The sequence below is a fragment of the Pseudomonas sp. S06B 330 genome (assembly GCF_002845275.2).
Classification (GTDB): Bacteria; Pseudomonadota; Gammaproteobacteria; order Pseudomonadales; family Pseudomonadaceae; genus Aquipseudomonas.
On record NZ_CP088149.1, the window covers coordinates 2407784 to 2423225 of the forward strand.

The following is a 15442-nucleotide window of genomic DNA, read 5'->3' on the forward strand; positions in this document are numbered from 1 at the left end:
GCCAATGGCGGACAGCAGCTTGGCCTGGATTCATCATCTAGCCCTTGTAGTCGCATCTGCCTCAGCGTGGAAACAACAACGTCACAGCAAAACGAAAACCCCAACCCTGCGGACCGTCATCTGGGCTGTCGAGCCAGTAGCGTGGCCCGACTTGCACCGTTAGGGGCTGACCACCGACTTTCAACAGCTGGGTGACCATCAGGTTGACCGGTACAGACCATTCTCGTGACTGCCAGTTGTAGGTAGATTCGGTGTTCACCCCGTACGTAGTAAGGGTGCTGGTTGTATAAGAAAGGAAGGGTTGCAGGAAGGTTTGGTTTACCTTTTCCTTGTCGTCCGGAGGGCTGCCATCAAACCCCCAGATATGGTTGGCGAGTATTCCATGCGTCCAGCCATTTGCCTGTTTCAGCGCAACGGCGGTTGGGCCGCCTCCCCACTGTTCGCTACCGAGCAATTCATCACTGCCGGTGGGAATCAGCAATGCCGGGCCGACGCCGAGTATCCAGCCACCTTCTGTGGGCTCTTTCGGTGAAAAGAAGAAGCTTTGGGTGATATCGCCAACCCCGGACTTGTCCGCCGCACCATTGGGTGCATGACCGTGTTGATCGATGATCGGCAGGATGGTGCGCGAGATCAGGTTCCAGTCAGCGTTGAGGGTGAATGGTAGCACCGGCTGAATATTGGTCACGCTGTGCATGCCTTCCCCGGTCGGGCCCATCTTCTGGTCCCAGTTGTACTGCACCGGGAGGCTGTACATAGCAGCTACGGGGTTGAGGGCTTTTTTGGCCAGCTCTGCAGAATCTTCAGCCCAAACTATGGGCACGAAGCACAACGAAGCGACCAATGTCGAAGAGGTGTATATCCATCGCTGTTTCAAATCCATGTTCATCACCTGTAGTCGACTAAAGCGAACAGCAAGGGATAAGCATAGGCAACAGTGATTTATGTGCAATTTTCTCAAAGGTTGGAGCGTCTGGGAAAGTGCTGTGCGAGCGATTGGAGGTTAGGGAAACCGACTACGGGCAACCGTTGCTTTGCGCCCAAAAGGATTATTTTAGACTGTTCGGTCACTAGCCAATTGATAAAAACCTACTACGTTTACCTATGCTCGCGTTTACCGGTTTGGTAGTGCGATTTCCGACTAGCAGGAGCATAGAAATGAGTTTGGAGATGACGACAGGGCAGTTCTTCCCTCGTAGTGGTTCGAAAGCGCGCAAAGTTGCGGGCATGACATGCTCACTGGTAGTAGCCCTTGCGCTGGCGACCGAAGCGATGGCTGCAGAGCAACCGAAGCCCGCAACTGAAGCCACCAAGGCGGCCAATAATGCCTTGCTCAAGGAGCTACCCTTCAATGACAAAACGTCATTTGAGCTGGCCCATAAAGGTTTCATTGCTCCGCTGCCTACCGAAGTAATCAAGGGCAAGTCAGGCAATGTGATCTGGGATCCGAGCAAATATGCCTTCATCAAGGAAGGCGAGACAGCGCCTGACACGACCAACCCCAGCCTTTGGCGCCAATCGCAACTGATCAACATCTCTGGCCTGTTCGAAGTTACCGATGGCATCTACCAGGTGCGCAACTACGACCTGTCGAACATGACCATTGTCGAAGGCAAGGAAGGTATCACCATCTTCGACCCGCTGATTTCCGCCGAAACGGCCAAAGCTGCGCTTGATCTGTATTTCAAGCACCGTCCGAAAAAGCCAGTGGTCGCGGTGATCTACACCCACAGTCACGTTGACCACTATGGTGGTGTGCGCGGTGTGATCAATGAAGAAGACGTCAAGGCTGGCAAGGTAAAGGTCTACGCACCTAAAGGCTTCCTTGAGCACGCAGTGGCAGAGAACGTCATGGCCGGCACCGCCATGAGCCGTCGCGCCAGCTATATGTACGGTAACCTGCTGCCGCCGAACGCAAACGGCCAGCTGGGGGCTGGACTGGGTACTACCACCTCTGCCGGTACAGTAACTCTCATCCCACCGACAAATATCATCGAAAAGACGGGCGAAAAGCACGTTATCGACGGTCTCACTTATGAGTTCCTCTATGCGCCAGGCAGCGAGGCACCGGCCGAAATGCTGTATTACATCAGGGAGAAAAAGGCCCTGAACACGGCCGAAGACTCCACTCACACCATGCACAACACCTACTCGCTACGTGGCGCGAAAATTCGCGAGCCACTGCCATGGTCGAAGTACCTCAACGAAGCGTTGAAAATGTGGGGCGACGATGTTCAGGTGATGTACGCCATGCACCACTGGCCGGTCTGGGGCAACAAGGAAGTGAAGGATCAGTTGTCCTCGCAACGTGACATGTACCGCTACATTAACGACGAAACCCTGCGTCTGGCCAACAAGGGGTACACCATGACCGAAATCGCCGAGCAGGTGAAACTGCCCAAGTCGATCGCCGACCGCTTCTCCAACCGCGGCTATTACGGCTCGCTGAACCACAACGTCAAGGCCACTTACGTTCTGCACTTGGGTTGGTTTATCGGCAACCCCGCGACCCTGTGGGAGCTGCCACCGGAGGAAGAGGCCAAGCGTTTCGTCGACATGATGGGTGGCGCCGATGCCGTACTGAAAAAAGCCAAGGAGTATTACGACAAGGGTGACTTCCGCTGGGTGGCCAAGGTTGTAAACAACGTGGTCTTTGCCGATCCAAATAACCAGGCTGCGAAAAATATGCAGGCCGACGCCCTCGAGCAACTGGGCTACCAGGCTGAAAGCGGCCCGTGGCGCAACTTCTACCTGACCGGTGCTCAGGAGCTTCGTAATGGCGTGCAGAAACTGCCAACGCCGGACACTGCTAGCCCCGACACCGTGAAGGCGATGGACCTGGACCTGTTCTTCGATTACCTGGCCATGCGCCTGAAAGGGCCTGAGGTCGACGGTAAGCACATTACCCTCAATCTTGACTTCACTGATCTGAAGCAGAAATACACGCTGGAGATGGTTAACGGCGTACTCAACCACACCGAGGGCATGCAATCGAAAGATGCTGACGCCACCATCACCCTGACCCGCGACACGCTGAACAACCTGATGCTCAAACAGACCACGCTGAAAGATGCGAAAGGCTCGGGAGCTATTAAGGTCGAGGGCAACGAAGGCAAGCTTGAGGAGTTGATGAGCTACATGGACAACTTCGACTTCTGGTTCAACATCGTGACGCCGTAATTCGTAAATTATGGGGCGATGGCGGCGGCAAATGAACTGCTGCCGCCATCGCACATAGTCGATGACCTTCGTTGTTTCAGACTTAAGCCGTTTGGCTAAATCGGAGTTTTATATGCAGCTCAAATCACTTGCCGCACCGTTGTGCGTGCTATCCCTGGCGCTCTCGGGTTGCGCTAGTAAATATGTTGAGCCCGACCAGTATTCCGGATTTCTGAAGGACTACAGTGCGCTGAAGGAGGAGAAGTCACCGTCAGGCGCAGCCGTAATGCGTTGGATTGACCCGAAGGTGGACGCTAACAAGTTCAGGAGCGTCTACGTTGAGCCAAGCCAGTTGTACCCCAAGCCACAGGCGACGGAAAAAATTCCGGACTCCACCCTGCAAGGCATCACTCGGTACTACAACCAGGCACTGCAAACCCAGTTCTCCAAAGTCTTGCCGTTGGCCAATGGCCCGGGCCCAGGCGTGTTGGTCGTACGACCGGCGATTACTGCGGTGAGCGCCAAGACCAAGGGCCTGCGCCCGTATGAAGTGATCCCGATTGCCTTGGTCGCCGCAGGCGTCAGTGCTGCCACCGGTATTCGCGACCAGGACACCAGCCTTTCGACTGAAGCACAGTTCCTCGATGCCAGCAGTAACAAAGTGGTTGCCCAGGTAGTGCGTAAGGGCGCTGGGGCCGATCTGGATAACTCTGACCAAGTGATGACCGCCAACGACACCAGGGCGGTGCTCGATGGCTGGGCGATAGACATCGTCAAGTCGTTCGAGCAACTCAAGACCAAGCACTAAGACGTGGACCTCGACCTGCCGACATCACAGGCAGGTTGAGTTCAAAGGATTGACCTTGAGGAGGTTTGATGAAGTCAGCCACGTGTGATCTCAACCATGGCTTGCGGATTACAGGCCTGGCGCTCTGCTTAGCTGTACTGAGCAGTGAGACATGGGCCGGTGGAATTCTAATCTACGAAGCCGGACAGGAAAGCAATGGTCTGGCCAATGCCGGTGCCGCCGCGCTGGCTACCGATCCCAGCGTGTTAATGAGTAACCCGGCAGGCATTGCTGAGCTGCAGGGCACTCAGGTCAGCGCCAATGCGCAGTTGATCCTCGGTGACATGCGCTTCTCCCGCGACAGCAGCAACCAGTTCGACGGCAACGAAGGCGGCAACGCCCTGCAATACCTGCCGGGTGCCAGCCTGTTTGTCAGCCACCAAATTGACGAGCGCGCGGCGATTGGCTTTGGCATGTACGGCAATTTTGGCCTGGCCTTGGACTACGATGACGACTGGGCCGGTCGCTACTTCAATCAGGAAGCAGCGATCATCGGCATCTCCTTTCAGCCAACCCTGGCGTACAAATTTACCGATGAGCTGTCCATTGGTGTTGGCCCGCGCATCATGTATGCCTACTACCGTAACGAAACAGCCATCAACAACAACCTGCTCGGGCTACGTGATCGTCCCGATGGCCAACTTGAATTCAAGGACACCGACGTCGGTACCGGCGTCAACCTTGGCCTGCTGTACAAGTTGAGCGAACACACGCAAATCGGCCTGGCCTATACCAGCAAGGTTGATCTGGAGTTCAAGGACAAGCCCAGCGTGCACAAGGTCGACAACCTGATCCTCAACGGCGCATTGAACCGCCTGGGTGCAGACTCGCTGGAGTTGGACATGTCGGTGCCGCAGACCGCGCTGGTCAGCATCGCCCATGACCTCAATGCGCAGTGGAAGTTGCTGGGTAGCCTTGGCTGGCAAGACTGGAGCGAGTTCGGCAACATCGGCGTGGAGGTCGACGCTGACGCATTGGGCGTCAGCCGCACTGCCGATCGCAAGTACAAGGACACCTGGCACGCCTCGGTCGGTGCCCAGTACCAGCTCAATCCCCGCCTGCGCCTGAACATGGGGCTGGGTTATGACAGCTCGGCGGTGGACGACGAAGACCGCACGGTTGATAACCCCATGGGCGAGGCCTGGCGTCTGGCCACCGGTATCAACTACCAGGTCGATGAAGGCCTGGACTTGCACGCGGCATACACACTGATCTGGCTTGGCGACATGGAGGTGGAACAAACCAAGGCACGCTCGGGCGACACGCTTTCGGGCACCTACCGCAACGCGGCTCTGCACGTAATCGGTGGCGGCGCTACTTGGCGTTTCTGACTCCACGCCCAACCGCGCCAAGGGGAGGCCCCATGTTCAGATTCATCATGACCGCCATTGCCTGTGGATTCAACCGGTCGATGCAACACACTGGCTAAACCTGTCTGCCGGTGTTTCATAGTTTAGTGTCTTCCGAGGACGTTCATTCAGCGTCCTCGCCACTGCATTGAGCTGGTCCTGCGTGTAGACCGAAATGTCGGTGCCCTTGGGAAAATACTGCCGTAGCAGGCCGTTGGTATTTTCGTTTGACCCACGCTGCCAAGGATTTTGAGGGTCACAGAAATAGACCTTTATGTCGGTCGCCAATGTGAAACGCTTATGGGAGGCCATCTCTTTGCCCCTGTCCCAGGTCAGTGACCTGTAAAGCTCCTGGGGCAGCAGACGAGCGTTTTCGATGAGCGCGTTGATCACCGACTCGGTGTCCTTGCTGGCAACTTTCACCAGCATCACATAGCGGGTATGGCGCTCGACAAGCGTGGCGATTTGACTGTTCTTGCTGCCGAACAACAGATCACCTTCCCAGTGGCCGGGTACTGCTCGATCTTCAACCGTAGCTGGACGCTCACTGATTGAGACCGTATCGCTAATCTTGCCGTGGCTCTCATTCTTCTGCGTGTGATGGCGCGAACGGCGCATTGCACGGGTGCGCCGCAAGTGCTCTAGCAATTCCTTCTTCAGGGCTCCACGGGCTTGAATGAAGAGGGTTCGATAGATCGTTTCGTGTGACACCTGAGAGCTCGCATCATCTGGAAATTCGCGCTTTAACCATCCGGCAATTTGCTCCGGCGACCACTGCAATTGGAGCTTGCTTGCTACGATCTGCGCCGCTGTTGGGTTCTTAGCCAGTTTACAGATCTTGGGGCGACATGCTCGGCTCCAGGCAGCTTGCTCGGCCTGACTTGCTCGATAGCTTCCAAGACCGCCGTTGCGCTTGATCTCGCGGCTGATAGTAGAAGGTGCTCGCCCGAGTAGTGATGCCACCGAACGGATCGATTTCCCTGCCACTACAGCACGTGAAATCTCCTCGCGCTCTGCCAATGACAACGCCAATCGTGAGCGATGACGCACAGGAGGCTGGATGCCTCCGGTCTCCGCCAGAATGCGCTGTATCGATGAGTGATTACGGTCAAACAACTGCGCGATCTGCTGGAGAGAGTCTCCCTTTCGCCAGTGCTCCCACATCAGCGCTTTCTGGGTTTCGGTGTAATAGATCCGAGGCCTTTGCTTCATCTGCAACACTCCTCCTGCTTACACAGAATCTAGTGTGTTGCATCGACCGGTTGAATCCACACCGGTGAGCTGCCATTCGTTTGATCCTACAGTTCAGCTTGGTGATCTGCTCAGCCTGGCCCTGGTTGATCACCACCAGCTGCTCGATGTTCTTCCGTGCCCGGAATAGGTCATGCTGCAGTTGCTCATTTTCACCCCGGAGCAGGAGAGTATGCTGCTCGAGCATTTCCATGGGCGTCGGCACACCCAGCGCAAAGCTGTCGTCTTCGATGATCATGGTGCCACCTACCGATACTGTTTTTATATACGCTCGAAAAGCTCGGAGTTCCGAAACTTTACTATTTTGAAGGCTTGGCAATCGCACTGATACGGCGGCAAACCCGCTCGGTAATACCTTCTTTTCGAGTGACCCAGCAGCAGGCTGGCATCGGCCAAGTCAGTGATCTCGGAAGCCGCTTTAGGTCGTAAAAAAGCAATGAAGTCATGGTGGTTCCGAGCCGAGCGGTTCACTGGAGGCACAACGCTACTACGTTGCAAGTTGCTCCGGTTGCTGGCTTTCCATCCACGCTGGATGCCCGGCCAGCGTTGGCCCTGGTACTCCCGGTTGCTATGATTTTAGCGGTAATGGCAATCTGCCCAAGGAGGATTTTATGAGCGTGTGGGATATTTTTGAATCGATGGGGCGCGGGATTGATTCTGGACTCAGAGCGTTTGTCTCTGCTGGAGACGCCGTTGTGACGCATGTGGGGGATGCCGCGCAAGCTGTTGAGGATACGGTGAAGGAAAACCCCGTGGCCTCCACAGTGCTAGCCGCTACTGCAACTGGGGGAATCGCATTGGTGGCAGCTCCAGCTATAGCTGCTGCAGCAGGATCGGCTGGCTTACTAGGTGCTGCTAGCACAGGCACTGCTATCAGTACTCTCCATGGTGCAGCTTTGACAAATGCGTCCCTTGCAGCGTTGGGCGGCGGCGCCGTTGCTGCAGGTGGAGGAGGTATGGTCGTAGGGACAGCAGTTGTAACTGGGACCGGTGCCGCGCTCGGTGGCGGTGCAGCGGCGGCCATAGGCAGCGGAACCAAGGACTCCTGATTAAGTGCCCAGCCCCGTGCTGGGCTTTTGCTTCTGGATGCCCGTCCAGGAAGACGGTAGATTCAGCCTCTAAAGGATGACTCTCTCCCATGGAGTGGATTTTTGCGCAAACTGATTGTTGTGCTTATGCTCGGTTTTCCATGCAGTTTTCGCGTAATCGCCGGTGATGCTAGGGCGGTCGAGGTCTCAGCCTTTGGAGCGATTGTTTCATCGAGTCTTGCTGTGACTCTTTTCCCCGTTACGCTTACCGAAGATAGCCAAGAAAGCAGCCGGAATAGCTCTAAGAGAGGTGACCAAAAAATACTGGCCGCTCGCAATGATGCTGCAGCTTTCGTCGCGAGTGATGGAGGTATTCGAGGCGCGAGCCTGGAGGCTGCATTCGAGGTTTTGCGTACTCAGAATGAGGTGGGCACAGTCAGCGACATTGGCTTGGCTGAAGCAGTCTTGGTTTACGAATTGCGCTAGCAAAAAGCGTTTCAACCACTGTTAGCCACCCCCCGCGATGGTTTTAGCGTTTGGGGGACGTAGGCGGTATACACGGATGTCCCATTCTATACGTATAGAATGGGGTTTAAGTGCACGGGCCCGAGCAGGTCCAGGACGGGCTTTCCATCCACACTGGATGTTGCGGCCAGGGGGTAGGGGCAGTGGAATTGCGCTGATATGGCGTAATGGTAAATTGCCGTTCTTTCCAAATAGGGCGGCCCAATATGTCAGCACGTGTCTGCATTCGATTAGCGACAGACGCAGAAATTTACAGCCTTCAGGCAACGCTTTCATCCGACCCTGACAAAAGTATTGGGCCGGTCAGCTTTGGAACCCCAATGCTGAGGGAGGAGGTTTACCTAGGCTCTGTATGAAAAGCCTTGATACTCGGTGATGCTGCGTTGAAAACAGCCTCGGAATGCTCATTTACAACCCGTAAACTCCGCTTCCTCGGCTGTTTTCGCCTTGCCTGACCTTCGTCTCAAAACTTTTCATAATTGAAGCCGTGATATCGTTTTGCCTCTATCTGTGGAGGCATGGGATGAAGGTCAAGAACTGGGAAGGATGGGAGCCTGAGTGGTTGAGGCTAGTAGATCATCACCGCAACGCGCCTGCAGTGCCTGGCGTTTACATCATCTGCGCAGATCGAGCCATCACTCGGGCTGTGGGAATCGACGACAACGGTGTTTTGACCATTGGGGAGTCCGACAACCTGAGGCGGCGACTTGGTGCTTTCGTCCGATGTGCAGGCAACCAAGGTGCTACCGGTCACATGGCCGGTTGGCGATTCAATTTCGCCTCGTTTGAGAAGGCATTTCCTTTGGATTCTTTGTGGGTTAGCTGGTACCCAACCGCAGACAAAACTGCCGCATATGCGAAAGAAGGTGAGATGCTCGGGCTCTACTTGGCCGAACACTACGAGCTGCCTCCACTCAATTACAAATTCAACTGGTCCCCGCAAGAGCAGTGCAGTAGATGATTCCTGTAAAAGACAGAACGTCGGCTCCCACAGAACTCTGGAGTACTGACGTGGGCGGCGGAATGCTGTTTATGCCTGCCGCTGGAAATAGTGCACTGCAGACCAGCGTATCCTCGAATCTCGGGCAAGTTGGCCGTCTATCAGCCCTTCGCGAAATGAAGAACTGCATGTATGTATCCAACGCGTTGGAGCAGCCGGCGTTCGTTGCTCAACAGGACTGACTCTGGGCATGCTAGATTCCCGCCATTAACAAGGAGGGATCATATGCGAATTCTGATCGCGGCGGTGTCGGTGGCTGTGCTGGCAGGTTGCGCATCAAGTGACCCAGGCATTACAGCAAGCCCTACCTCCGAAACCAACGAATGCATGACCTATAGGTCCATGATGACTGCGCCGATGCCGCCTGATGCTCATGAAAGGCTGAGGTTGGCGTGCGAGAGGTCTAGAGCAAAGATCGTGGAGTAGCGGTATCGACTAAGCATTTCGGGGGAGATGGTAGAGCTTGAGCAGAGAGCACCGGGCGGGGCTTTTTGCGTCTGGTGTTTGGCTTGGCGGGCACAGTAGAAATTAGGTCCAGGCGACGATCTTGCCAACCCGAATTGGAGGCTTCATGAGAACCTCAAGAAGAGGTGGATTACGCTCACCGCCTGCTGGGTAATGGTTAGAAATCTGGGCATACCAGTAATTCCGGATGTACTGCATAAGGCCTATGGCCGTTCCGCTGTGGCCTTATCCAGATCACCGGCCGGTCGAACTATGCGGACGCCGGTACCGGCCTTAGCCTGCCGCTAGAGGAGAAGCCCGAACTGATCGAGCAACCAGAGCACGCCGCCATGTCTGCGGCCTGGTGGGGGGCGACCCACGGCCTGAATGAACTGGCCGACGCCGGCCGCTTCCAGGATATCGGCGCGTGATCAACACCGGCAAGCCTGGCCGGGTACTGCCAGCACCACCAGCCTGGGTGATGCCGGAACCGTCGAACTCAGTCGAGAAACTGGACAGGCTGTTCTCGATTTACGGAGAGACCTCATCGTCGACCAAGCAGCCTTGAGGGCGGCTCAGACGTATATCAGGGATGTCAGCCAGCGACCTTAGGAGGCTCGGGTGTCGCTTTGTCTTTTTGCGGCCAACTCCTTTTGACGGTTCTTCTTATCCAATCGGTAGCCCCACCAGAGTGTGGCGATACCGAAAACAACCAGCAGTGCTATTTGATATAGGGGCACTATTTTCTCCTTAAAAAAATTAGACACGCAGAAGAATTTGGCTGCGTCGTGCAAATTTTTTCCGAAGTGCTCAAGTGCGTGACGAGTGAGCGGCGATTTGATGGGGGCTATTGATCAGGGCCTAAAAAAAGAAAGGCCTGTGAGCAGGCCTGTGGTGGCCTGCTGCAATAGCGTTCAGGAGTAGCGAGAGCAATAGTGATTTTTCTGGTTGTTTTTATAGGTTTTTAGGTTATTGCTCTCTTTGGATCGATTTATTATTTTTCAGAAGCACTTCGGCAGCTCTCGCAGCGCCATCCTTTATAATGCTCGGATTTCTCAAGGGCTGTAACCAATTCACGACCGCCTATAATATTTTGGCAGTTGTTATGTTTTTCATTTGGTTTTTTCATGCCCTCGCATTTTTTTTGCAGGAAGGGGCTTACCACTGCCTGTTGCTTTGACGAAAGCGCTCTAAATCCCTTGTCGACGGCTAGCTGGGCGTAGCTTTGTACGCTCGGCTTTTCACCTTCAAATGCGTTCTGCGCGATAAGGGCCGAGAAAATCTCTCGCTCGATAGTCATTCGTTAATCCTTTATTCAACCAACAAGTTTGCTCATGTTGTTTCTTGTGCTGAGCAATGCGAAAGCATACGTTACCATTGGGTGGAGTTTTAATGAACTGGGTTTCCATCCAGCTATAAAAGGCAAAATTTCTCATTCTTGCTCAGTAAATGTTGGTTTCTTGGTGTTTAGATTATTTCAAGAGGTCATTGTTACAATTTATTTCTTATTCGATGAGGTGGAGAAGTTTAACTTTGCACTTTAAGTGGGGGTAAAGCGCCGAGCGAAATCTCCTGTATTTTGCGATAAGTTTAAGGGTGACGATATTATTTATGAGCTTCTATTTTTTATAAGAGATGCACTGTGCTAATAGTAAGGTTCCGCTATTTCCTCTCGCGGGATGTCGACAAAATTCGCACGGTTGGTACTGTTTGCGAGGCGACCTATACGGCCCTGATCAAATAATGTGGGAGTGAAGGACTGAGCTCGCAAGGTGTCTAGAGAACCCTTGGCGATTCATGCTTCGCCTTGGTGCTCACCACATTCTGGGGCACTTACCTATACGTTCGCTCGAGCATGGATAGCGGATGGCAAGCGCGGTGGACCAGGGCGGCGTGACTCACACCAAAAAGCCAACGAAATTCCCGGGGCGGTTCATAATGAAAAGCTGCGACGTAGAAACTAATGTCCGTAGTAGCCACGGATTACGTAGGCTGGCCAGCGAAGATTGGTAAAGCTCAGTTGATGAGGTTACGTGATGCATCGCATGGTGAAACACGTTCTCGCAGCAACGGCCACCGCAGCCGCGCTCGTCGGCTGCGCCTCCCAGCCTCCGCCAACGACGGGCCTTGACTACAAGAGCCGCGCCGTGACGCGCAGCGATGGCGGCTTGCGCGTGTCGACCGCCGTCCTGTCAGCCGCAGAAAGCGAGGCGGTCTACGGCGTGCCGCTGGCGAAGACTTCGATACAGCCAGTCTGGGTCGAAATCAAAAATCGGGAAGACCGCGCCTACTATTTGCTTTCGCCGGGCCTCGATCCAAATTTCTTCCCTGCATCCGAGGCGGCCGAAGCATTTTTCTCCGGGGGCACGCAGGACGAGCGGACGGCGCTCGACCGGCACTTTCGCCGGCTGGCCTTTCGCAACCCTGTCGCACCTGGTGCGACAACCTCGGGCTTCGTGTTGACCAATCTGGACGAGGGGTTCAAGTTCGTTAACCTCGATCTGGTGGCAGACGGGCGGTCGAGGCATTTTTCTGTCCTGGCCATCGTTCCGGGCTTGCGCACCGATTACCACATCAGCGAAGTGTTCAGGCAGGGCATCTATCCGCCCGAAGACATTGTGAACTACACCGATGACGCCAGTTTCCAGGCGGCGCTGGAGGCGCTGCCGTGCTGCGTCACCAACGAGGAGGGTTCCAGGAACGGTGATCCGCTGAACCTGGTGATCGTCGGCGGCCTCGATGATGCCTTCCCCGCCTTCGCGCGTCGCGGCTGGCGTGGAACCGAGGAGAAGTGGTCGGGGTCGATCATGAAAATGGTTAATTCGGCGCTTGCCGGCGAGCGCTATCCCTATGCGCCGGTGAGCGATCTCTATCTGTTCGGGCGCGCTCAGGACCTTGCCTTGCAAAAGGCGCGTGACAACGTCCACCAACGCAATCACCTGAGGCTGTGGCTGAGTCCGATGCAATATCACGGCAAGAAGGTGTGGGTCGGACAGATCAGCCGTGATATCGGCAGCCGGTTAACCCTGCATTCTGCGACGCTGACGACGCACAAAATCGACCCTGACGTCGACGAAGCGCGCAGTGCGCTGACACAGGATATGGCGTATTCGGTGACGCTGGCCAAGTTTGGATTTGTGAAGGGGGTGGGGGCCGCGCCCAAGAGCGCGCCGCGCGAAAACCTGACGACCGATCCTTACTACACGGATGGGCTGCGCTGTGTCCTGGTATTCGATCACCTGCACACCTCCCTGGCGCAAATCGAGTTCTTTCTATCGAAGGGAATCTACGAGAATGGCGGACAACCACCGGGGCGGGGCAAGCCATGAGCCGCTTGCCGTCGGCGCCACGCGCCAGAGGGACTCTGCGGTGCGCAATGCGCTGCTTGTGCACCATGAGTTGTGCAGCGATGCTTGCGCTCGTCGTTGCTTGTACGACCTGGCAGGCACCTGCCGATTTCAGTACTTCCGAGTTACGTGAACGTGCGCAGACGGCCACCAGGCATCAGGTGCGCGTTAGCGCCGCCGTGCTCAGTGCCGAAGACAGGCGGCGCATGCTGGGGGTGGAGTTGGAAAAGACCCGCGTGCAGCCCGTGTGGGTCGAAGTCCAGAACCAGACTGCCGATCCACTTTTGTTACTGCGACCGGGAACCGATCCCGACTATTTCTCGCCACTTGAAGTCGCCTGGTCCATGCACGGGATATTCGCCCCGGCAGCGAACGCGCGCATCAATGCACACCTGGACCAACTGGGGTTCAAGAATCCCGTCCTGCCCGGCGAAACGAAAGCGGGCCTGCTGTTCATCAACCCGGAGCGCGTTACGCGGCTGCTGAATATCGATCTGCTGCAGAGAAAGACGCTGATCCCGTTCTCCCTCTTCTTGCGGGTCCCGGACGATGCAGGCGAAAAATGGTTCGCCGAAGGCCTGTTCCAACATCAGGGTTCCGAGATCAAGGACTATGACGATCTGGCCGCGTTGCGTTCCGCGTTGGAGCGCTTTCCCTGCTGCGCCGCTGACGCGAACGGTAGGGCGGCCGGCGATCCGATCAATGCGATTCTCGTCGGTGAATTCGCCGATATCGCCGCCGCATTTGTGCGTCGCGGCTACCGGCGTGCCGCGCACCCCGCGGATGCGGCCGAACGTGTGTTCGGCCGCATGCCCGATGCCGTGGTTCGCAAGCAATCGCAAGCTGGAGCGCCGGCGACTTGGGTGCGTGTGTGGAACACGCCAATGCGCTTCGACGGTAACTCCGTCTATCTCGCGCAGGTCGCAAGACCGACCGGCGGACGCTTTGCACCGCGCGAGTCGGAAAACCTCGTCTTGCATGAGGACGTCGATGAGGCGAGAAATTTACTGATCCAGGACATGATGTATTCGGCCGGTCTGGCCAAGCTCGGGTTCGTCACCGGTGTCGGTCCCGCATCGGAGGCACATCGGCGAACGACGTTCAGCGGCGGCCATTACTTCAGCGACGGACTGCGTGCGGTCATGTTCTTTGCGACGCGGCCACTCAGCCTGTCGGAGGTGCAGATGCTCGATTGGGAACCGTATTTGGACCGGCGCGAATCGCCTGCACGGAAGGAGGTCGACGATGCCCGCAAGTGACCAGTTCTTCAGGCCGGATGATTTGGCCGACCGTTTGTGCGGTACCCACCGCTTGTTGTGCAGTGCGGGCATGGCATGGCTGATGATCGCTGGCTGCTATGCGCTCACCGCCTGCACACCCGCGCCGCTGATGGCCTACTCGACGGACACACCGCCGCTAGTGCTGGTCCCCGCGTCGCAGGCCGGCGTGCAGGACCAGCGGGCGCGCTTTCGCGAGATTTTTTGCTCGATCCTCGACGCGCGAAGAAGCGACCTGCCGGATTACCGCCCTTGCGAGGAGGCACTGACGCGCGTCGGTAGCGAACCGGGTGGCACCGGCAAATCCGTTGAACTCGGTCAGTCGAAACGCCGTCTTATCGGCGCTGTGGTGGCCGGCGTCGGCTACGAATGCTTTGAGCAATGGCTTCAAGCGCCCGGCAGCGTAGCGATTCATCTGCGTCAGTTCGGATATGACCTGGTGCAGATCAAGGTCGATGCCTTATCGAGTTCCGCAAACAATGCTCGGCAGATACGTGACGCGATCATGGCGATGCCAGCCGACGCCGGACCGCCGCGCCTCGTCCTGATCGGCTATTCGAAGGGCGCGCCCGACATTCTCGAAGCGATGGTCGCTTACCCGCAAATCCGCAGCCGCGTGGCGGCAGTAATCAGCGCAGCCGGCTCGGTCGGCGGCTCGGCGCTGGCCAACGATGCCGAGCAGTACCAGGCGGACCTGTTGCGGCACTTTCCTGGTGCGACCTGCGATTCGGGCGACGGTGGCGCGATCAACAGCTTGCGACCCGCAACGCGCAAGAACTGGCTGGCGCAGAACCGGCTGCCGTCCGAACTGAACTACTATTCGCTCGTTACCTTCCCGCAGCCGGATCACATCTCGGCCGTGCTGAAGTCGAGTTACAACAAGCTGGCGCGCATCGATGCCCGCAACGACAGCCAAGTGATCTTCTATGATCAGATGGTGCCTGGCAGTAGCTTGATGGGCTATATCAATGCCGATCATTGGGCGTTGGCAGTGCCGATCGCCCGAACGCATTCGACCCTCGCTTCACTGTTGGTGACTCAGAATGCCTATCCGCGCGAGGCGCTGGCAGAGGCGATGCTGCGCTTCGTCGAAGAGGATCTGGCGGCATCTTCGCGCTGATCCGTTCCCTCATGTATCGGCAATCGTTCGATCCTGCTGCTCAGCGCGCTGCATTACACGCACCGTGGCAGGCTGCCGGCATCCGTTGGGAGGTG

The 15442-nt window shown here is 56.3% G+C and carries 11 protein-coding genes and 2 pseudogenes; 9 read left to right on the top strand and 4 right to left on the bottom strand.

Features of this window, described 5'->3' with window-relative positions; translation table 11 throughout:
- Nucleotides 1–61: 61 nt before the first annotated feature.
- The gene (locus CX511_RS10855) at nucleotides 62–883 is read right to left on the bottom strand and encodes a hypothetical protein (protein WP_101291822.1); all 822 of its coding nucleotides are present in this window, start codon (nucleotides 881–883) and stop codon (nucleotides 62–64) included.
- A gap of 344 nt (nucleotides 884–1227) precedes the next feature.
- On the opposite strand from CX511_RS10855, the gene CX511_RS10860 reads away from it, so the two are divergent.
- The 3 genes from CX511_RS10860 to CX511_RS10870 all read left to right on the top strand — a co-directional run bounded on the left by CX511_RS10860 (nucleotide 1228) and on the right by CX511_RS10870 (nucleotide 5337).
- On the top strand, nucleotides 1228–3180 hold the full coding sequence (locus CX511_RS10860) for an alkyl/aryl-sulfatase (protein ID WP_101291823.1): 1953 nt from the start codon (nucleotides 1228–1230) through the stop codon (nucleotides 3178–3180).
- A gap of 112 nt (nucleotides 3181–3292) precedes the next feature.
- A complete protein-coding gene (locus CX511_RS10865) occupies nucleotides 3293–3967 on the top strand; it encodes a DUF3313 domain-containing protein (RefSeq protein ID WP_045183913.1) in 675 nt (224 codons plus the stop codon).
- A gap of 68 nt (nucleotides 3968–4035) precedes the next feature.
- Nucleotides 4036–5337, top strand: a complete 1302-nt coding sequence (locus CX511_RS10870) for an OmpP1/FadL family transporter (RefSeq protein ID WP_045183911.1) — start codon at nucleotides 4036–4038, stop codon at nucleotides 5335–5337.
- A gap of 69 nt (nucleotides 5338–5406) precedes the next feature.
- On the opposite strand, the gene CX511_RS10875 is transcribed toward CX511_RS10870, so the two are convergent.
- Nucleotides 5407–6567 (bottom strand): IS30 family transposase, encoded by a 1161-nt coding sequence (locus tag CX511_RS10875; protein WP_220639165.1) that lies wholly within the window; start codon nucleotides 6565–6567, stop codon nucleotides 5407–5409.
- Between the two features lie 338 nt (nucleotides 6568–6905).
- Nucleotides 6906–7035 (bottom strand): annotated as a pseudogene (locus CX511_RS10880) (integrase); the annotation flags it as partial.
- Between the two features lie 722 nt (nucleotides 7036–7757).
- On the opposite strand from CX511_RS10880, the gene CX511_RS10885 reads away from it, so the two are divergent.
- The 3 genes and pseudogenes from CX511_RS10885 to CX511_RS10895 form a co-directional block, all read left to right on the top strand.
- Nucleotides 7758–8120 (top strand): DUF2388 domain-containing protein, encoded by a 363-nt coding sequence (locus tag CX511_RS10885; protein ID WP_101291785.1) that lies wholly within the window; start codon nucleotides 7758–7760, stop codon nucleotides 8118–8120.
- 562 nt (nucleotides 8121–8682) lie between these two features.
- A complete protein-coding gene (locus tag CX511_RS10890) occupies nucleotides 8683–9120 on the top strand; it encodes a hypothetical protein (protein ID WP_101292200.1) in 438 nt (145 codons plus the stop codon).
- A gap of 710 nt (nucleotides 9121–9830) precedes the next feature.
- Nucleotides 9831–10171: pseudogene (locus tag CX511_RS10895) on the top strand (hypothetical protein); the annotation flags it as partial.
- Nucleotides 10172–10597: 426 nt separating this feature from the next.
- Here the strand turns inward: CX511_RS10895 and CX511_RS10900 are convergent.
- On the bottom strand, nucleotides 10598–10903 hold the full coding sequence (locus CX511_RS10900) for a hypothetical protein (RefSeq protein ID WP_045183901.1): 306 nt from the start codon (nucleotides 10901–10903) through the stop codon (nucleotides 10598–10600).
- 736 nt (nucleotides 10904–11639) lie between these two features.
- Between CX511_RS10900 and CX511_RS10905 the strand changes: the two genes are divergently transcribed.
- From CX511_RS10905 to CX511_RS10915, 3 genes are all read left to right on the top strand, one after another.
- Complete coding sequence (locus CX511_RS10905; RefSeq protein ID WP_101292201.1) at nucleotides 11640–12932, top strand: LssY C-terminal domain-containing protein; 1293 nt, start codon at nucleotides 11640–11642, stop codon at nucleotides 12930–12932.
- An 80-nt stretch (nucleotides 12933–13012) separates the two neighbouring features.
- Nucleotides 13013–14209 carry an LssY C-terminal domain-containing protein gene (locus CX511_RS10910; RefSeq protein ID WP_218248903.1) on the top strand — a complete coding sequence of 399 codons (1197 nt, stop codon included), beginning with the start codon at nucleotides 13013–13015 and terminating at the stop codon, nucleotides 14207–14209.
- Complete coding sequence (locus CX511_RS10915) at nucleotides 14196–15347, top strand: lipase family protein (protein ID WP_218187396.1); 1152 nt, start codon at nucleotides 14196–14198, stop codon at nucleotides 15345–15347. The genes CX511_RS10910 and CX511_RS10915 overlap by 14 nt, the downstream gene beginning before the upstream one ends.
- Nucleotides 15348–15442: the final 95 nt, after the last annotated feature.